The organism is Flavobacterium luminosum, from assembly GCF_023635005.1.
Classification (GTDB): domain Bacteria; phylum Bacteroidota; class Bacteroidia; order Flavobacteriales; family Flavobacteriaceae; genus Flavobacterium; species Flavobacterium luminosum.
Map to the genome: position 1 here is coordinate 400,477 of NZ_JAMLJM010000001.1, position 20,655 is coordinate 421,131.

Below are 20,655 nucleotides of genomic sequence, written 5' to 3' on the forward strand. Positions count from 1 at the left end.
ATCTCTCATTATTTTTTTAAAATAGTTCTACATTTGTTATACAATACCAAATCATGAAAAGAATTTTATTTATAATTCAACTAATAATGATGGGATTTTTATTTAATAGTTGTTCCTCTACTCGAAAGATTGAGTTAATGAAACCGGAACCAGACAATGCGGCTTCTATTAAATACCCTATCACTTCATCATACGTAAGTTTTCCAATTCAGTTAACTCTAAAAGACATTGAAAAACAAACCAACAAAGCCTTGATAGGTCTTATTTACAATGACAGTATTCTGGGAGATGACAATTCGGAAGTAAAAATCTGGAAAAGTGCGCCAATTCAAATCTCCGAAGAAAACAATAAACTAAAAACTATAGTCCCTTTGAAAATATGGGCAAAAGTCAGATATGGAACTTCTGCACTTGGGATAAACCTCTACGACACAAGAGAATTTAATTTAAATAGTACTGTTACGCTATTGAGTGATGTTTCTTTGAGTAATTGGAAAGTTACCACGCAAACTTCCTTAGAAGATTTTGAATGGAACGAAAGTCCTACGGTAATGATTGGTGGAAAAGATATTAAAATTACCTACTTGATCAATCCGACCATTCGTCTTTTCAGATCTAAAATTGAAAAACTCATTGATAATTCGATGAACAAAACACTGGATTTTAAATCGAATATTCTAGAAATGATGCAAAAGGCAGCACAACCTGTTGAAATGAGTGCCACCTATCAAACATGGTTAAGAGTGACACCTCAGGAATTGTATGCTACCAAAGCTATTTTACAAAACAATGCGGTCAGCATGAATGTCGGCTTAAAATGCTTAATGGAATCCTACGTTGGACAAAAACCCAAACCTACATTCGATAAAAACAAATTGGTTTTAAAATCAATTACCACATTACCCGATAAAGTAAACGCAAATATTGTTGCGGTATCTACCTACCAAGATGCCTCACGAATCATGACAGAAAATTTTAAAGGAAAAGTATTTTCTTCAGGCAAGCGAAAAATAACGATTCAAAATGTTGAAATTTGGCATAAAAAAGGCAAAATGATTATTGCTCTCGATATGATTGGAAGCCTAAACGGAAGAATTTATCTGGCAGGATTTCCAAAATATAACAACGAAAGCAAAGAACTCTATTTTGACGATTTAGACTATGCTTTTGAAACCAAAAGCAAGTTAATGAAATCTGCCAACTGGTTATTTCAGAGTTTAGTTTTAGAAAAACTCAAAGCTAATTGTCGATACTCCATTCAGCCTAATTTAGAAGAAGGCAAAAAGAACATTCTTCGGTATTTAAACAACTATTCCCCTATGCCTGGAGTATTTATCAACGGAACTCTAAAAGACTTAGTTTTTAACAAAGTTGAATTAACCAATTCTTCTATTATTGCATTCTTGAATATAACCGGAAATGTTAGCGTAAATATAAACGGAATGTAGTTACTGTTTTTTCTTTCGGTACATTTTATAAATAACAAAACCCAAGGCAGCCACCAAGATATAAGGAATCGCCATTAGATACACAATCCCATCATTTACGGCTTCTGCCTGAGAAACTTCTCCACTACTTTCTAGAGAAGCCCTACACATGGCGCATTGGGCATAACCTGACATTCCAGAAAATACTAGAGAAGTTCCTATGAAAAAACGGGAAATAAAATTTTTGGATTGGGATTTTTTAATTGGCATAATAAGGTGAAATCATTAAATACACAATAACTCCGGTTACCGCTACGTACAACCAAATTGGAAAAGTAATTTTTGCTAATTTCTTGTGCGCATCAAAGCGTTGCGATAAAGCACGAACGTAAGTAACTAGTACCAAAGGAATAATTACTACAGATAACACTATATGAGTAATTAAGATAAAATAATAAATCATTTTAATTGTCCCTTCTCCTCCAAACTTAGTTGAATCGGCTGTCATGTGATATGCCACATACATCCCTAAAAACGCAACAGAAAGAACAATAGCTGTTTTCATCAATCTCTCATGTAACAATCTATTTCCTTTTTTAATAGCCAATACAGCGGCTACTAATACTACAGCCGTTATTCCATTAATAGTGGCATAAATTGGAGGTAAGAAAGAAAGAGGAGCAACATCAAAACCAAAGTCTTTTAATTTAACCTTAAATAAAAGGGCAACCACTAAAGGAATTGCAATCGATAAAATAGTAATCCAAACGTTGTATTTTTTTTCTGTAGTATTTTCCATTATTCTGCTAATAATTTTGAGATATCTTGTTTAATTTGTTTAACACCTTCATCCTTTAGACCGTCATAATAAACAATTGGATTACCAAAATCGTCTTTACGACAACGAATGTTTCCTTCTTTATCAACCAAAGCAAAAAGACCTGAATGCTCGAAACCTCCCGCCACTTTTTTGTTTTGACCCACGTAAATATTAAACCCTTTTTGGGCCAATTCGTAAATTTTGTCTTGATCACCGGTTAAAAAATTCCAATTCATTCCCTTAGCTCCAATTTCTTCGGCATGTTTTTTTAGGGTTTCAGGAGTATCTGTTGTCGGATCGATTGTTATAGAAGCAATTCCAAAATTGGCATTAGAAGCAAAGCTATCCTGAATAAACTTCATGTTTTTATTCATTATTGGACAAATTGTTGGACAAGTAGAAAAGAAAAACTCAACTACATATACTTTCCCTTTGTAAAATTCATTACTTATCGTCTTACCGTCTTGATTCACAAAAGTAAATTCGGGAGCTTTTCCAACAGTAAACAGATCACTCTTTACAGAACCATCTGCTTCTACTCTATTGAGCCTATCTCCTTTTACAATATCATTATTTTTAATACGATCCACTATTTTAGGAATAAAAATAATTCCAAAAACCAAAATGATAAATGATAATCCTATGTACGACTTATTCTTCATAATTATTTTTTTTCATGCAATCTAAAATCGCTTTTCGTTTTGTTTCGCTTTAAAGCCAATCGGTATTCTCTCAATAAAATCTTAACATCATCAGTCATTTCATTGTGCAAATCTGCTGCTGAAATGGTATTGTAACTTTCTCTATATTCTTCTTTCCCTTCTTTGTTTTTACCTTTACGCCCTCGGTGATTGATATCTTTATCTATAATAATCACTTCTGCAGTGCTGCCATTTGCACTAAGTTTAGATTTCAGATGAAAGGAATCATAATACGTTTGGATTTCTTCCGGTTCAGCAAACAAGAACCGATACCCAGACATATTATCCGTGAATCCAGCCAATTTCTCAAACAACTCTTTAACTTGCAATTCTGCACTTTTCTGAGCAATTAAAACTACTTGAAAATCTTTGAAACCAACATATTTGTCGTAAATCTTTTGATTTAGGTTAAATACATTTCCTTGATTTTTTATAACATCATTACCAATAAAACCAAGAATAGTGATTTTATTTTTTAAAACTACTGGCTTTCCATCTAAACTTTTCCATTGCGGAAGTTCAAGATTGTTTTTAGAAATAGTAGGTAAAAACAACTGATTGTGAGTTGCGGTTGCAAAGACTAAATAAATCACTATGGGTAAGGCCAAGAGAAGAATTAAGATGAATTTTTTCTGCATCAGAAAAGAATGTTTTATGAATAGACAAAAATAAAAAAATCCCGACGAATCGGGATTTAAATTTCTAATAATATGTTGTTAAAAATTCCACTTAATTGTTGAATTTTTGAAAACTTCGAAAATGTAATCACCTTCTATCAATAAGATGGCAACTAGATAAACAATTAAAAAAGCTAAAGGAGCAACTATTGTCCATCTAAAAGAAGATTTCTCTCCTTCTAAGTGCATGAATGCCCACATAATGTAGTAAGCTTTCCAAATAGTTAATATAATGAAAATCCAGTTTAGCAAATTCATTCCAAATAAGTTAGTAAAATGCAAACCGTGAGGTTTCACAATACCTAAAATAACTTCAACTATAGTAATAACAGATAAAATTCCAAAAACTTTCCAGATTCTACCTACGTTTGATTCGTGTGATTCGTGTGCCATAATAATTTAAACTTTTTTAATTACACTAAATAGAAGAATGTAAATACGAAAACCCACACTAAATCTACAAAGTGCCAATACAATCCTACTTTTTCAACCATTTCGTAGCTACCTCTTCTTTCATAAGTACCTAATAAAACATTGAAGAAAATTACAATATTGATTACCACCCCTGAGAAAACGTGGAATCCGTGGAAACCTGTAATAAAGAAAAAGAAATCAGCAAATAATTTATTACCATATTCGTTACGGTGTAAGTTAGCACCTTCTACTACATATTTTGAATTTTCAATCAAAGCCAAAGACTCTTCACGAGATAATACAATTTTATGTTTAGTTGCTGGATCGATTTTTTCAGAACGAATTAAAATGTTTTCGTTTGCTTTGAATCCATCTACTACTTGTTTTACAGAAAACGACGGTAAAGCACCTTCATCTGTAAACCACAAACCGTTACTACGTTTGTGTTGTACTCTTTCTTCTGGAGTTGTAGAAGCAAAGTCTGCCAATGCTACTCTTTTTCCTGATTTGTCTACAAATTGTAATAACGCACCACCATGAGTTTCAACTGCTCCATACTCACCTTTGATGAAGTTTTTCCACTCCCAAGCTTGAGAACCCAAGAAAATAAAACCTCCAATGATTGTCAAAAACATGTATAGAGTTACTTTTTTCTTATTCATTTGATGACCTGCATCAACAGCTAAAACCATTGTTACAGAGGAGAAAATAAGAATAAAAGTCATCAATGCCACATAATACATCGGAGCGTTCACACCGTGCATAAATGGAAAGTGAGAAAATACCTCATCGGCCACTGGCCAAGTTTCGATAAATTTAAATCTTGAGAAACCGTAAGCAGCAAGGAATCCAGAGAATGTTAGCGCATCGGATACGATGAAAAACCACATCATCATTTTACCGTAGCTTGCTCCCATAGGCTCGTTTCCGCCGCCCCAAACTTTACCTTCAGTACTTGTAGTAACTGTCGTTGCCATAGAATTAATTTTAAAAAGTTGTCAAATTTACGTTTTTTTCTTTTTACACGAAATATAAAAACAAAAACAAAAATATCCACAAAATATCGAGAAAATGCCAAAAAATCGCACCAAGCTCAATACCAAGGGTTTGAGAAGCATTATATTTTTGTTTATAATGATTATAAATTATAATTAAAAGAGAAATTACACCCCCAAATAAATGCGCCATATGCAAAAGCGCTAAAATATATAAAAAAGTTGCCGTGATTGAACTTCCACTACCTGTAAAGAAAAATCCCTGATCTACTAATTGTCCAAATCCGCTAAATTGAGTATACACAAACCCTATCGCCAATAACAAAGTTAACCATAAGTATAAAGAAGTTTTGCTTCTATCATTTTGACGAATCGATTTTAATGCAAGATGAATCGTCACACTACTGATTAAAATGATTAATGTACTAAACGTAAAAGCGGAAGGCATATGCATTTCATGCGTCCAATCTTTACGCGAAGCACTTACCAAATAAGCACTAGTAAGACCTGCAAACATCATGATCATACTAATCATTGCAAAATAAAGCAACAATTTAGCCGAACGTGATTTTCTTTCTTTTTCTTCCTGAATTGTCAAATCCATAATTTTATCTTAAAAATTTATCTAAAATATATACCAATTGAAGTAATGATATGTAAGTAACGCTAACCAACATCAAGTTTTTAGCAGCTTTATCCGTGCGGAGTTGATACAAACGCATTGCATAAAACAACATCCAAACACCTAACAAAAGAACTATCACTGTAGACACGGTGGTCAAGTACAATTGTCCTGTATAGCCAAAGGTAGGCAAAATTGAAGCTACGACCAACCACAAGGTATACAATATAATTTGCATCGCAGTCGCTTTATCTTTATTCCCTGTTGGCAACATAAAAAAGCCACCTTTTTTATAATCGTCATACAAAAACCAACCAATAGCCCAAAAATGAGGAAACTGCCAAAAAAACTGAATTAAAAATAAGGTTCCCGCCTCTATTCCAAACTCATCTGTAGCCGCAACCCATCCTAACATAAAAGGAATTGCGCCTGGAAACGCGCCCACAAAAACAGAAAGTGGCGTTTTAGTTTTTAGAGGAGTGTAAACACTCGTGTACAAGAAAATGGAAATAGCACCAAACATGGCCGATTTCGGATTAATCATATATAAAATGACTATTCCGATTAAAGTTAAAGTTGCCGCAATCCAAAAAGCTGTTCTGGTTGACATTCTCCCTGAAGGAATCGGTCTGTTTTTCGTACGATCCATTAACACATCCAAATCTTTTTCGATGATTTGATTGTAAGCATTAGATGCTCCTACCATACAATAACCTCCAATAGCCAACATCAGCAATACCTTGATTTGGTCTGCGCCCAATTCATCTACTCCTAACAAATAACCTGCTATGGAAGAAAAAACCACACTAAGAGCCAAGCCGGCTTTAGTAATTTCTTTGAAATCAGTGAAAATTGTCTTAATCGACGATGAATTAGATTCGTTCAAGGTTTTAAATTTAAAAACAGCTGCAAAGATAGGAATAAGCAAAGATAAAATTCAAAACTAAATTTCTATTTTTTTAATAATCGAAATACCAGTTAAAAACATCAGCCCTAATTCCCACACTAAACCATGAAGTATTTTCTTTGAAAAGGTTTGGGGTTGTTACTTTCGGCTGAATGGTACGGTACATTATATTTCCAAAAACCTTCAAGTTTGTATGTGGATTCACTAAATAACCAGCTTGAAAATCAGCTATAAACATTTTAGCTCTATTTCCTTGCCCTACTTTCACTCCGGTATCGTAAGGTCTATCTTCTTCATAATCCTTATAAATATTGGAACCATAGTTAAAAGAATCTGTAGCAGTATCAAAATCAAAACCACGAACCCCAACACTTAATTGTGCGTTTGCAAACCATCTTCCTTTGGTGTAACGGGCAATTCCGGTCATTTCATTAAAATTAGATCCCCAATTATGTCCCATACTTTGATTGTTGTGACCGTAATTCGTTAACGGATTGCTATGAGCATAGGTATAAGGTCGAACATGATTGTACTCTGCTTGTAAAAAGAGATTTTCCACACCAAAAGCATTGTAATATTTAGCTCCTAACTGATAGCCGAACTTATTTTTCCAGCTCTTTTCCCCTGCTTTTACATCGCCCAAACTAAATTCATCCAATAAAAACTGACCGTATAAATTGATAAAATTATTCCATTTGTATTTAGACGTTAATCCCAAAACTGCATTACCGCTTCTAGAGGACGAAGTAAATTCTACCGAACGGAAAAATATAATAGGATTCACAAAACTCATATCAAAACCTCTATCATTGGTATTGGTCCAAACTACCGATTCAAAAAAACCTAAATTCCATTTTTTTGAGACATTCCAACTCAAATAGTGATTCGCCATGAATTTAGTGGCATACGTTTTATCTAAAGTCACTTCAGGACGCACATCTTTTAACCACATATAGGTATTGGTATACTTAATCTTCCAAAAAGTCGTGTTGATTTTCACAAAAGGATAAGGACTCGCACCATCTCCTTGTAGCAACGAACGGTAACCATCACCAATAAAATTTCGACCATAACCTAATTGCAGATTAAAAAATTTACTTGGCGCAAAAGTAATATTAGCTTCAGCGGAAGGAAAATCGAAATTGGTTTCTTTAAAATCTTTTGCAATTCCTATTCCTGGGATTATAGCTGGATTTCCTCCCGAAGGCTTTATAGACATCGCATAACGGTTATAGTAATCTGCAAAAACTCCTTGACTTTCGTATATACTAGCCGTGAAGTTAAATTGTTTTCCTAATCCTCCTTGAATCTGAATGGCTCTAGTATTCACAAAAGTGTAACTTTCGGAGCTGGGATCTGCTTTACCAAGACGTAAGTCTACTATTGGGTTCATCGTAAACCAATAATCATTGCCTTGGATAGCCACTAGATTTTCGTTGAATAATTTTCTGCCAATCCAACTGGTCTTGTTCAACTTTATTTTTTCATACGCTTGATTCAAATCATAGTATTTAGACACTTCAGCATACGTAAATGGCTTTGAACCTGTATGACTATTAGTACCTATCTGATTCATTTCATCATCAAACTGCGAATAAAAACTATGCGAAAAAGGAATATTTAAATTACTGACTAAATGCGGATTATCAAATTTAACGTATTCTTTTTGAATCGTTTCGAATTCGTTATTCTCGTTATTTTTCAATCGAGATATGTCATTTGACTGAATGAACTGTTGTTGCTTTTGTAAATCGGCAGCACTCTGTAAAGGAATTGCTATATGCATTCTGTAAGTCGCATAGGTAGGCTTTCCATTGTGCGTGGCTGGTTCTATTTGAGGTAATGAATTGAAAACTCTTCTAGCTTCTGCAGCCAATTCAGGATAAAAAGCATCTACATACAACACTTTAAAAGTCCCCAAAGTATCCACTTCGAAAAGTGTGATTACTTTTCCTTTGTACTCTTTCTGTTTTACTACTTCAGGAAGTTGAAAATTAGCATACACGAAATCTTGAATCTGATTATAGAAACATTTCTCAAGATCTTGATTCAACGTTTTTTCACAAGATGGAAATACAGGAAACCTTTCTGAATTGCCAACTTGAGCAATCGTATACTGTGAAATAAAAAAAAACAGAAAAAGAGCTTTTCTCATGAATTAATAGTTTTCGTTGGAAACATTACCGTCTGCAATCGTTTTAGCAGCAGAAGTACCTATTCTTTTTACACCCAAATTAATCATCTCCAATGCTTCTTTCAAATTTCTAACGCCTCCCGCCGCTTTAACCGGAAGAGGATTAGCATTTTCTAACATTAAAGTAATTGTAGGAACTGTGGCCCCGTTAGGCAATCCGTCTCTAGTTTGATAGAATCCTGTAGAAGACTTTACGAAAACATTATGATATTGGTCTTCGTCAAAATTAGCAACTATCACATTTTTAATTAACGATGAAATTTTTATGATTTCCTCATCAGTCAATGCCGCTACTTCAATAATAAATTTCACGACTTTATTGTGCAGTAAACCTAAACGAGTGCATGACAACACCTCTTCTTTTACCTGATGTATTTCTCCACGTTTAAACGCTTCGTAATTTATTACATAATCCAATTCATCCGCCCCATCACTAATGGCCTGTTCAGCTTCGCTTAATTTTTCTTCTATCGAAGATATTCCACCAGGAAAATCAATCACCGTACCGATCAAAACATTAGAATTGGCATCAGCAATCATTTTTCTTGCCATTTTCACCATATCTGGACGAATCATTATCAACTTAAATCCTTCATCGATTGCTTCCTGAATGGCTTGACGCACGACTTCTTTATTTTCGCTTTCTGTTAAATTCGCTTGTTCTGCAGTTTTTAAATAGGTAGAATCTAAATATTGTTTAATGTTCATTTATTCAAATTTTAATAAAATATAAAAATATAAAAAATCCCACCGAAGTGGGATATTATTTTAAAATATTTGCTTTAGCAGATTATTGCTTCATTAGCTGGGATACCGTTATTAATCCTAAGACACTTCCAAAAGTATTGGATAAAGCATCAAAAAAATCGGCTTGTCTATTTAAGGTGAACATTCCTTGAGCAATTTCAATAAAAATACCTAAAGAAACAGATAACAATAGTAACCACATTTTGAAATTCGATTTTATCATTTTTCTGTAGTAAAGATAACGATACCATAAAAAAACGAAACCGAAATAAAATCCAAAATGGACTATTTTGTCAGCATAAGGCAATTCGAATTTTGGAACACCTGAAGGAACTTTAAAACTAAGATAGAATATTAGAAAAGTCCAGCAAAGAGCGGTCCAAAAAGAGAATTTATTAGGCTCCGATAAGCGCTTTATAATCTTCACTTGAAAGTAAGCTATCGATTTCTGAAGCATCAGAGATTTTAACTTTAATCATCCATGCCGCTCCGTAAGGATCAGAATTCACTAACTCTGGGTTAGATTCTAGCTCTTCGTTGAATTCTACAATTTCACCAGACAAAGGCAAGAATAAATCAGAAACTGTTTTCACCGCTTCCACTGTTCCAAAAACTTCATCTTTACTTAAGGTTTGGTCAAGTGTATCTACTTCAACGTACACAATATCACCCAATTCTTTCTGAGCAAAATCTGTAATTCCTATCGTAGCGATATCTCCTTCAACACTTACCCATTCGTGGTCTTTTGTGTACTTCAAGTTAGTTGGTATGTTCATTTTTTCAATAAATTAAATTTCTAAACAAATGTAAAATTAATCGATCAATATTACTACTATTTCACAAGTTTATTTTTATTGTGATTTCATTTCCTAATTACCAAAATTATAACGCAATGTGAATCCGGAACGCACATTAGTTAATGGAAAAGCGGTTGAAATTACAGCTTTTGAGAACGAATAATCAAAATAAAACGAAGTCGTTAAGTTTTTATTAAAATTATAATCGCCCGTCAATTTAGCAGAAATCAAATTTTGCCCTCCTCCTAACTGATTGTTGTTGTAATCTATATTTCTAACAATGGTTTTGTTATTTCTATAAGAAAAATCAGCTCTTAAATTGATATCACTCTTAACCACTCCTGTAGGATTGTCTGCTAAAGAAGATTTAATTTTCACATCCTTGATTCTGTAACCAAAACCGAAAATATATTCAAAACCTCTCATTTCAGTAAGCAAATTATTATCGAAACTCAGTGATAAAGTTCTATCTTTTTTCATCTCTGCTAAGATTTTCACAGAGTTTTTCATTTCGAAATCCAAACGAATCAAAGGACTGAACTGTTCTGTTAAATTGACATTGGCAATAATCGTCTTATTGAAAAAGTTCCAAGTATCATTCTGTTGTCCTCCCGGGTCTTTATCGTACTCAAAATTCGAACGGAAAGAATTCAAAGTATAAGCCGCTTTATATCCATGTTGAATCGAGAACCTCTTGAATTTATCTTTAAAGAACTTGTAACGCATAAATCCCGTGTATCGTAAAGTCCAGTTAGGAATAGGTATGTTTCTGAAAGCATCCAACGAAACTCCCGAAGCATTGCCGCCAGTGTAAGCCGCCATGAAAGCAGGCAACAATACCGCTTGATTGTTTTTACCAAAACCTACAGGATAACCTTGATTGGCTAAATAGAAAGCATAGTTTGGATCGTTCGTGTCAGTAGGTATTGGATATGCCGCATCGCCATATCGATTAAAAGAATTGCTTCCATAATGTTGGGTTGCCAATCGTTCTGCGACTTTCAATCGGTTGTTTCTAAATTGCTCAAAAGCTTCCGAATAATTCTCATCACTTTGTGAAAAAGCGGTTCGAATCATATTCGTTGAGATAGAGAAATTCCCAAAACTGTAAGGAGAACGCGAATTATAGACACCGCCAACCGCATCAAACTGCTCAGAGAAATTCTCCGCCATGGTTCTATCTGCACTCAAATCTATTTTTAAATCAGGGAACAACTCCATATTAGCGGTTGCTGTAATTTGTTTGTTATTAATTTGAGTGAAATTCTGATTGAATTCTGGATAATTCGTCAACCAACCTCTTTTAGCGGCTTCAAAACGAACATCATCTTGCATACCAAAAACAAATCCCAATGACGGTCTTGACGAACCCAAGAAGCCAATAGAAGGCAAATATCCTGGCAACATTGTACCATTGGTTTCCGTGTAATTGATCTGCACATTCTTAACGCTAGTCACCACACCTATCAAACCGTCAAGCCAAATATTAGGTTTCACTTCTTTTTCTTTAGGTTTGGCTACAATCTTTTCACCTGGTTTTGGCGGTACTACAGGAGTTGCAGCAGTCTTCGGTTTTTTCACCCTCTCCGAACTTTTCACCAATCCTATATACTTATAAAAAGTGCTCATAGTAAAACTGGTGTTTAATTTATGAGAATTTGCATTTTGAATTGTATTCCCTAAATTATATCCGTTAAAATCCTGAGCTTGAAATGAAGCACGATTCCAAGAGTAATCTCCCGTATAAGTGTAATCAGATTTGACAAAAGCCAAGAAAGGAATCTTTGCTACCGGCAACTCGTAATTTACAGTTAACTGTTGATTGTGTTGATTCGGCATACCGATATTCCAATAATCATCCCAGATCGTAAACTCCGGATCTTGCTGATTCATTTCGTCTAGATAATTACGAACGATGTTGCCTGTCGTTGCTGTATAATTTAAACGCAATGATTTTGTTAGATTGAAATTGAATCCATAGTTGTAATTGAACAAGAAATTTCGCTTGAACAAAGGTTGAAGACCAATTCCTTGCACATTATCTACATCTCTGAATTCTTGTTTGTTAAACTGTCTTAAGATGGAAGAACTGAAATTAACATTGGTAGGCAGATAATTGAAATTAAAATCACTCAGTAATTTCCAATAACTGCTTTTTTTCATAAACTTCGTGTTCTTGAAAGGCTCGACAGGTTTCGGTTTAAAAGAATAATTATAATCTGCCGATGTTCTAACCTGTTGATCTAAAAGGCCTTCAATTTCAAAGTCTCTATGTTCCATCTGACTGAAAGAATATGAAAGAGTTAAATTTTCTGGATCATAAAAATGTTGTTTCTGGTCTGGACCTCTTTCCTTTCTTACACCAATAAAACTAATACTCTGACGTTTGGTGAAATCCTCAGCTCTTTTCTTTATTGCTTCCTTTTCCTGAGCACTCGTAGTGGCATTTAAAACATCTTTGAGCTTTAAATCTTGATACAATGGATCGTATTCCGGCGTGATTATTTGCTCACCAACGGCATAATTCATCGGCAAATTAATTCCCCATTTTTTAGGTAACAATTTACCCAAATTCACATTAGTCACTATGTCGTAAATTTTAGCATCTTCGCGACTACGTTCGTTTGGACTTTGTTCTATTCCACCAAAACCAATGGTATTCATACGACCTGTAGCGGAAAGCGTCATGAAATCTGCTAAATTGGTATCTAAACTAGCAATAGCCGCCATTCCGCCTTCGCTATTCATATCTGCCAAACGCAACTCATTAAACCATACTTCTCCACGAATATAGTCATTAGGGTTATTGTTAGCATTTTTAACCCCGAGCATCATGGTTCTTACAAATCCGATATTAGGATTTCCCTTGATTCCAATTCGAAGACCATCTACTTCGATATAATAGATTCCGTTTTCGTCAAAATTCGGATTACTTGGATCTGCTTTTAAACTCTCCGATTTAATTTTAGAAAGTAAGCTCAATTGAAGATCTATTTGATTTTCTTCTGGCCAGATTAAACTGGGATCAGAAATAGGCTGTGAAGTACCGGTAACTTCCCCTTGTCCAAATTCTGTTATTTTTAATGGGATTTCAACTTGATAGAAATTATTTGTAAAGTCATTACCAAATCTCAAGAATCCATACATCTTCTTCTGTCTTAAACTACTTAAAACATCCGAATTACTATTGGTTACATCACTTGGCAATGCTTCAGCATGTAAAAACATTTTTAATTTTTTATACTGACGCATGTCTACATTCACATTCTTGAACGTAGCTCTTGAATCTCCTCCTTCTAAACCTTTGGTGCCCGATTGAGCATTATCTTTATCATACACTCGCAATGAAAGTGATTGCTCGTTTTGATTGATAATGGTATTGTTGTTATTTAATTGCTCTCGTTCCACACCAGGAGGAGTAACATAACGAACAGGTCTTCGGTTAGTATTTTCTTCAATATTGACTCCCTGAACATCGAAACCTGTTGGATCGTCGTCATTATTACCATCGACATTCGGTTGTAATGAAGACAAATACTTACGGAATTCTCCTCTTACTAAATCTAATGACCCAAAACGCAATGTTATTTTATCATTGAAACCATGCATCAACATACGCATGAAACGAATCGATCTTAAATCTGAAATTTCTCCGTATTTAGGTCCATTTTCATCAATAGGAATTTTGAATTGTATCCATCGAGTAGGAACTGTATTCCCATTTGCCATAGTTTCTACGCCTTCTCTAACATCGGTAACATATAAATCACCTACTTTCATGTTAGGCTTAATATCTACATCAAATTTATAATACGCTTCAATGGTATTCATCGTATTATCGCGGTTGATATCTTCCACATCAGGTGTAGTCACAGAACCTCTATTCGTATCTGTTACCTCAACTGGTGAATTTCCTTCGTTACCGTTGTATCTCTTGTACCGATCTGTAATAGATCCTGAAGCGCTTAAAAAATACTCATAATTATCTTGAGAAGGATCGGGATCACTAGCAAAATTAGGATGCTTAGCCGCTTCTTCAGCATCGTTCAAACCATTCAACCCTACGTCTTGTTGCTTTCTATTACCCGGATCTGTATCAAATGCATAAATTAATGATTGTGAAGCCGGAACTTTGCCCCAATCGGTTTCATATACCGCCTGATTTGAACCAGGAATAGGTAAACCATTTTCGTATACTTTTTTATTGTCTTTTAAAACATCTTCTGAAATTTCACCTAAATGAATAGATACTTTTCCAGTATTCGTAGGGCTAGCAGCACTTCCAGTTTCATAGTATGGATCCTGAACCCAAAACTGAATATACTCTACATTGGCTTGCTCGAAATTAGTCGAGGTAATAGGACGCATAATCCCTCCAAAATTTTCCTGAGGGTTGCTCAATAAATTATTAACAGATGAAGGATTATAATTGTATGGTCCACGTTCTTTAGGATAATATGTTAAATCGAGCGTAGTAATAACTGTTGTTTGTCCCGCTGCAATATCGGTTTGTGGATACAACTCTCTACTATAAATTCTACGGGTGTCGTAACGAGAAATATCATTATCGCTAAGTCCCGCAGGTCTTTGTACCGTGTAAAAAATTGGATCTATTGTATACCATGAGAATTTTGCTCTCTTGTAACCATAGCCTAAAACATCTCCACTGGCTTTATCCTGAAATTCGTCCGGTACACTCGATAAGGTCCAAGCTAGAGGCGCTTTCATATCTATCGTTGATTGAGAACCTTCAAAATCATCTACATATACCGTTGACTCACCTTGGAAACGGTCCGCTTTTGGTGTTCCTGGTTTTAAAAACGCCACTTCACCTCTAAACGATAAATTAGAAGGCACATCAGTATCAATATTCGGTAGTTTATTCACCAATCTCGTGAAAAAAGGTACTTCTGTAGAAAAAGTAGTATTCAGACCAAAAATGGTATTGTTTACCGATTCCTGACCATAGTTTGTTTTTTGAGTAAATGGTCTTTCGGACATATTTAAAATTGTTCCTCCCAATTGGAATTTATCCGAAAATTTATGCTCAACATTAACCCCAACAAACCTTCTAGTCTGTTGACCAAAAACCGCATTGTTTTCTACCGAAACATTAATGGGCACACCCGAAGCCTGTAAAGCAGGATCCAGAATTTCTACACGTCCCGATTGATAATTCACACTATAATCAATTCCTTCCTGAAGTACACGTCCACCTGCCGTCACCACTACCGAACCTCTAGGCACATTAGTCGCACCCAATGAAATTCCTTGACCCGTAGAAGACTTAAACCTTCCTTTTAATTGGAATTTATTTTTGTCACTATCCTGCAAAGCCAAAGCTTGTGTTTTCTTGTACAAGTTTCTGAAAACATATTTCTTCTGGTTAGGATTGTAGGTTGTCTCGTCGTTGTAATCTTGAATAGTATTGGTGTCCTTTAATTTATCGAACAATAACTTACCGAAAGGCTCTACGGTTGTAAAAATGATTCGCGCATTTTGAGGATCGACTGTCAAACCTGGAATAAAATCGAAAAAACCATCTCCTCTGGTTTGAGGGTCATTAGTTGGATTTAATCGATCCATATTGAATACTCGCAACAATGGTGTTTTCTCCACTTCATTATCTATAGTTGGATTTGATGGAAAAGAATAACCAGAAACCGAAGAGATATAATTCACTGGTGAAGGATCCGTGTATAGGATATTTAGTTTAAAATCATTTTGATCCAACTGATAAGCTCCTGGAATTTGGTAAATATTTTTCATCATCAAATTCCAAACCGGCTTGTTCACATTGGTTAAATTCCCTTTCAGCATTTTTAAAATCAACGCTTGAGATGAAGGAATATTATTTGTATCAACTTGTGTAGCATCTACACCATCTGTTCCAAATTCACCCACTTGGTAAACTTCGCCACCTATGGTATATTGATACGCAACAGCCAACACCTCATCATTAGTCAACCTTTGGTTTAATGAAATATAACCCAACTGCGGATGAAAAGTATATTCGTTAGGAGTTAATTTTCGGGCATTCTCAAGTTTTGAATAATCTACTCCTTCTATAGGATCGCTGGCAAGATTTTTAAACCCCAAACCTGCAGTAGAAACATCACGAATAGCACTTGTTAAATTGCTATCTGCGCTTCCTATTTTTTGAGGATCAAATCCGTTATTGTTATTAGCGGTAGGCGAATCGGGCGGTTGATTGAAAAAACCCGGAAGCGGCGTTGTACTTACCACTTCTGAGTCTGCAAGACCCGTTAACTGTGCTTCTCCTAAATCTTGCAAAGCCACAATATTACGCAGATTATTTCCATCTCTGTTTGCCGTCACCCTATTTTGTCTGTTCGTTACCCAAACCTCCATACGCGTTATTTGCACGCGTGAATCGATAATAGGATAGTTGGCCAAAGCCTTATCGTATTTATTTCTGAAATATTGAGAGAGGAAAAAGTGTCGGTCAGCATCATAATCCAAACCAAACAAATCAAATTCTTGCAACAGACCACCTCCTTGAGATGTCACGCTGCGGGTTTGCGATTTTTGTTCAGAAAACACACCGGTAACTGTAGTCTTTCCAAATTGTAGTTGGGTTTTGACCCCAAATAAACTTTGTGCTCCTCGGATTAAAGTACTGTTTAACGGCATACTGACGTTACCCACCTCAATTTTTCGAAGAATATCGTCTTCCGTAGGCGTGTATTCTAATTTAATCAGATTTTGAAAAGCAAACGTTGACTCGGTATCATAGTTCGCATTCACTTTTAATTTTGTCCCCACCTGCCCCATTAAACTTAGGCTGATTCTCTGATCGAAATCGAAAGTAAAAGAGCTTCTGTTTCTAGGTGAAAAGGAAGGATTATCTTGTTTGGAATAACGCATTCCTAAATCTATTTCTACTGTTCCTGTAGGTTTAACATCTATAGTATTCCCTCCAAAAACAGACTCAAAAAAGCTAGAATTAACGTAATATCTCGGTAACAAATCTTTTTTTGCGTCTTTGCTCCCTTCTTTTTTTCCAGAAACCGCATCCGATTTTTTCTTGAAATAATCTCTGATGGCTTCTTTTTGAATTAATTTTCGATATTCCTCAGGGGTTAGAACAATAGGATAATCAATGTTATATCCTTCAAAAGTTTTTGAATAAATATAACGATCGGTTAATGGATCATAGATATATGCTTCTACTACACTATTCGGATTAGGTAATTCTAGGATTCCCTTATTGTACCCTTTAACAGTATCTCTTTCCTCTTGAGCAAAGGAACTCACAGAAACAAACCCAAATAGTATAAAACTAACAAATTTACAAAACAAACTATTGTACTGATTACTATACTTTTCCAAGGATTATAAGTTTTTTAGGGCTTGTTTGATAATAGTTTCTACGGTTGCATCCGGAGTTGCCGCGATAATTTTGTCTACTACTTTTTCAGATGCTTTGCGCACAAAACCAAGTACTTCTAAAGCAGATAACGCTTCATCGCGATTTGTATTGTTTGATAGTGTTGAAACTTCAGCTATATCGTACAGTTTTAACACTTTGTCTTTTAAATCGAGGATTGCTCGTTGAGCGGTTTTGGCACCAATTCCTTTTATGGATTGAATGGTCGCTACGTCTCCCGAAGCTAGAGAATTGATAATTTGTTTGGGTTCCAGAGAAGAAAGCATGGTTCGGGCAGTGTTGGCTCCAATGCCCGAAACCGAAATTAATAGCTTAAAAATTTCTCTTTCTGATTTTTCAACAAAACCATATAAAGAATGACTGTCTTCTTTTACCAAAAGATAGGTAAAAAGTTTTATAAAGTCCGTATTTGGTAATAAACCAAAAGTGTGCAACGAAATATTAATTAAATAACCCACTCCATTACAGTCAATTACAACCTCTGTAGGGGATTTTTCTACTAATTTTCCTTGTATGTGTGCAATCATAGTTAGCTTGGTTAACCTCCAAATATACTAATTTTCTTTAATTAGGATTTATTTTTCAGACCAACTACCTGATTTATCGATTAAAACTTAAAGTTCCTTTTTTGCAATTTTGTTGCGTTTTTCCTTTTCTTGAGCATCTACCACCGCTACTGCAGCCATATTTACCATTTCTTCTACACTAGCACCCAATTGGAAAATGTGAACCGGTCTGTCTAATCCCATCATGATTGGACCAATCGACATAACCTTGTTTAACTCTTTCAACATTTTATAAGTAATATTAGCGGCATCCAAATTCGGGAAAACCAATGTATTTACTTTTTTATTTGCCAGTTTCGAAAAAGGAAATTTACTTGCCAACATTTCTTGATTTAATGCAAAATCGGTTTGAATTTCACCATCAACAATTAAATCTGGATATTGCTCATGTAAGATAGCTACTGCTTTTCTAATTTTTATGGCACTTTCATCAGAAGAAGAACCAAAATTCGAAAAAGACACCATAGCAATAATAGGTTCCATACCAAACATTCGAACTGTTTTGGCGGTCATAATAGCAATTTTAGCCAACTCTTCCGCTGAAGGATTAGGATTAATTGCCGTGTCCGCTAAAAACACTGGACCGCGTTTGGTCATCATCATATTGGTTGTCGCAATTCGGGTAACTCCTTGTTGTTTCGGTATTAATTCCATCATTGGTTTTACTACCGATGGATAACTACGAGAATAACCCGTTACTAAAGCATCTGCTTCACCTTCATTAACCATCATTGCGGCAAAATAGTTGCGTTCGCGCATCCATTTTTGAGCATCTAACAATGACGTTCCGCGACGTCTTCTGGATTCCCAATAAACATTCGCAAAACGATTTCTTCTTTCTTCTTCCTCTTTCGTTTTTGGATCGATAATTACCACATCATCATCGAAGCCTATTTCTGCTTTCAATTCAACGATCGTTTCTTTATTTCCAAGCAATATAGGTTCACCAATACCTTCTTCTTTTACAATTTGAGCTGCTTTTAACACATCTAAATGATCTGCCTCTGCAAACACTACTTTTTTAGGATCTGTTTTTGCACGGTTAATTAACAAACGCACCATTTTATTATCAGAACCCATACGCTCTAATAATTCATCACGGTATTTATCCCAGTCGGTAATTGGGGCCGTAGCCACACCGCTATCCATAGCTGCTTTTGCAACAGCAGGTGGAACTTCTGCAATCAATCTTGGATCAAAAGGTTTTGGGATGATATAATCACGTCCGAAGGTTAATTTAGTTTCTCCGTAGGCAATGTTTACTTGTTCAGGCACCGATTCTTTAGCCAAATTAGCCAAAGCAACAACGGCAGCTTTTTTCATTTCCTCATTGATTTTGGTAGCTCTAACATCTAAGGCTCCTCGGAAAATAAAAGGGAAACCAAGAACGTTATTTACCTGATTAGGATGATCAGAACGACCCGTTGCCATAATAATATCTTTACGAGTCGCAATCGCAACATCGTAATTAATTTCCGGCTTCGGATTTGCCATGGCGAAAACAATCGGGTTATCAGCCATATTTAGCAACATTTCCGGAGTCACTATATCTCCTGAAGACAAACCAATAAATACATCAGCTCCTTTCATAGCATCTCCTAAAGAACCAAATTCTTTATCGGTAGCGTATTTACGTTGCGCTTCAGAAATATTCGGATCGTCTTTACGAAGAGCCCCTTTACTATTAAACATTACAATATTTTCTGGCTTAACACCAAAAGAAACGTAAAGATTCGCGCAAGCAATAGCGGCAGAACCCGCTCCCGAAACAACCATTTTCACCTCTTCCATTTTCTTTCCTGCTAATTCTACAGCATTCAACAAAGCGGCAGATGAAATGATAGCGGTTCCATGCTGATCATCATGCATTACAGGAATGTTTAATTCCTCTACCAAACGTCTTTCTATTTCGAAAGATTCCGGAGCTTTAATATCTTCAAGGTTAATTCCTCCAAAAGTAGGAGCAATATTTTTTACTGTTTCGATGAATTTATCAACATCTTTAGTATCAACTTCAATATCGAAAACATCAATATCTGCAAAAATTTTAAACAAAAGACCTTTTCCTTCCATTACTGGTTTAGATGCTTCTGGTCCGATATCTCCTAAACCAAGAACCGCTGTTCCATTAGAAATTACGGCTACCAAATTTCCTTTTGCAGTATACTTATAAACGTTGTTTACATCTTTTTCAATTTCCAAACAAGGTTCCGCTACACCTGGTGAATAAGCCAAGGCTAAATCTCTTTGTGTGGCATATTTTTTAGTTGGAACTACCTGAATTTTTCCCGGAGTGGGCTTTGCATGATACAATAATGCTTCTCTGCGTTTTTTATCTTGTGACATTTTTTTCAAAATATTTAGGTATTCACAAAGA

Annotated in this window: 16 protein-coding genes; 1 reads left to right on the forward strand and 15 read right to left on the reverse strand. The window is 35.2% G+C overall.

Translation table 11 applies throughout. The features are described 5' to 3' along the window. Positions 1-53 precede the first annotated feature (53 nt). A complete protein-coding gene (locus NAT50_RS01860; RefSeq protein WP_250590911.1) occupies positions 54-1,448 on the forward strand; it encodes a DUF4403 family protein in 1,395 nt (464 codons plus the stop codon). On the opposite strand, the gene NAT50_RS01865 is transcribed toward NAT50_RS01860, so the two are convergent. The 15 genes from NAT50_RS01865 to NAT50_RS01935 form a co-directional block, all read right to left on the reverse strand. Continuing rightward, positions 1,449-1,697 carry a hypothetical protein gene (locus NAT50_RS01865; RefSeq protein ID WP_250591423.1) on the reverse strand — a complete coding sequence of 83 codons (249 nt, stop codon included), beginning with the start codon at positions 1,695-1,697 and terminating at the stop codon, positions 1,449-1,451. Then, positions 1,687-2,226: a DUF420 domain-containing protein gene (locus NAT50_RS01870; RefSeq protein WP_262918562.1), complete on the reverse strand. Its 540-nt coding sequence runs from the start codon at positions 2,224-2,226 to the stop codon at positions 1,687-1,689. Before NAT50_RS01870 ends, NAT50_RS01865 begins: the two co-directional genes overlap by 11 nt. Next, entirely contained in the window at positions 2,226-2,909 is a 684-nt protein-coding gene (locus tag NAT50_RS01875) for an SCO family protein (protein WP_250590913.1), read from the reverse strand. The genes NAT50_RS01870 and NAT50_RS01875 overlap by 1 nt, the downstream gene beginning before the upstream one ends. 2 nt (positions 2,910-2,911) lie before the next feature. Then, positions 2,912-3,586: a hypothetical protein gene (locus NAT50_RS01880; RefSeq protein ID WP_250590915.1), complete on the reverse strand. Its 675-nt coding sequence runs from the start codon at positions 3,584-3,586 to the stop codon at positions 2,912-2,914. Positions 3,587-3,664: 78 nt separating this feature from the next. Next, entirely contained in the window at positions 3,665-4,018 is a 354-nt protein-coding gene (locus NAT50_RS01885) for a cytochrome C oxidase subunit IV family protein (RefSeq protein WP_250590917.1), read from the reverse strand. Between the two features lie 20 nt (positions 4,019-4,038). Then, positions 4,039-5,016, reverse strand: coding sequence for a cytochrome c oxidase subunit 3 (locus NAT50_RS01890; protein ID WP_250590919.1), 978 nt, complete (start codon positions 5,014-5,016; stop codon positions 4,039-4,041). A gap of 43 nt (positions 5,017-5,059) precedes the next feature. After that, entirely contained in the window at positions 5,060-5,638 is a 579-nt protein-coding gene (locus NAT50_RS01895; protein WP_250590921.1) for a cytochrome c oxidase subunit 3, read from the reverse strand. A 4-nt stretch (positions 5,639-5,642) separates the two neighbouring features. Then, positions 5,643-6,542, reverse strand: coding sequence for a heme o synthase (cyoE, locus tag NAT50_RS01900; protein ID WP_250590923.1), 900 nt, complete (start codon positions 6,540-6,542; stop codon positions 5,643-5,645). Positions 6,543-6,615: 73 nt separating this feature from the next. Then, the gene (locus tag NAT50_RS01905) at positions 6,616-8,718 is read right to left on the reverse strand and encodes a gliding motility protein RemB (protein ID WP_250590925.1); all 2,103 of its coding nucleotides are present in this window, start codon (positions 8,716-8,718) and stop codon (positions 6,616-6,618) included. Positions 8,719-8,721: 3 nt separating this feature from the next. Continuing rightward, a complete protein-coding gene (deoC, locus tag NAT50_RS01910; RefSeq protein WP_250590927.1) occupies positions 8,722-9,465 on the reverse strand; it encodes a deoxyribose-phosphate aldolase in 744 nt (247 codons plus the stop codon). 82 nt (positions 9,466-9,547) lie between these two features. Next, positions 9,548-9,961 carry a VanZ family protein gene (locus NAT50_RS01915; protein ID WP_250590929.1) on the reverse strand — a complete coding sequence of 138 codons (414 nt, stop codon included), beginning with the start codon at positions 9,959-9,961 and terminating at the stop codon, positions 9,548-9,550. After that, a complete protein-coding gene (gene gcvH / locus NAT50_RS01920) occupies positions 9,900-10,280 on the reverse strand; it encodes a glycine cleavage system protein GcvH (protein ID WP_250590931.1) in 381 nt (126 codons plus the stop codon). The genes NAT50_RS01915 and gcvH overlap by 62 nt, the downstream gene beginning before the upstream one ends. A 93-nt stretch (positions 10,281-10,373) precedes the next feature. Continuing rightward, on the reverse strand, positions 10,374-17,654 hold the full coding sequence (gene sov, locus NAT50_RS01925) for a T9SS outer membrane translocon Sov/SprA (protein WP_262918563.1): 7,281 nt from the start codon (positions 17,652-17,654) through the stop codon (positions 10,374-10,376). A 3-nt stretch (positions 17,655-17,657) separates the two neighbouring features. Beyond that, a complete protein-coding gene (gene ruvA, locus NAT50_RS01930; protein WP_250590933.1) occupies positions 17,658-18,239 on the reverse strand; it encodes a Holliday junction branch migration protein RuvA in 582 nt (193 codons plus the stop codon). Positions 18,240-18,326: 87 nt separating this feature from the next. After that, a complete protein-coding gene (locus NAT50_RS01935) occupies positions 18,327-20,624 on the reverse strand; it encodes an NADP-dependent malic enzyme (protein WP_250590935.1) in 2,298 nt (765 codons plus the stop codon). Positions 20,625-20,655 lie beyond the last annotated feature (31 nt).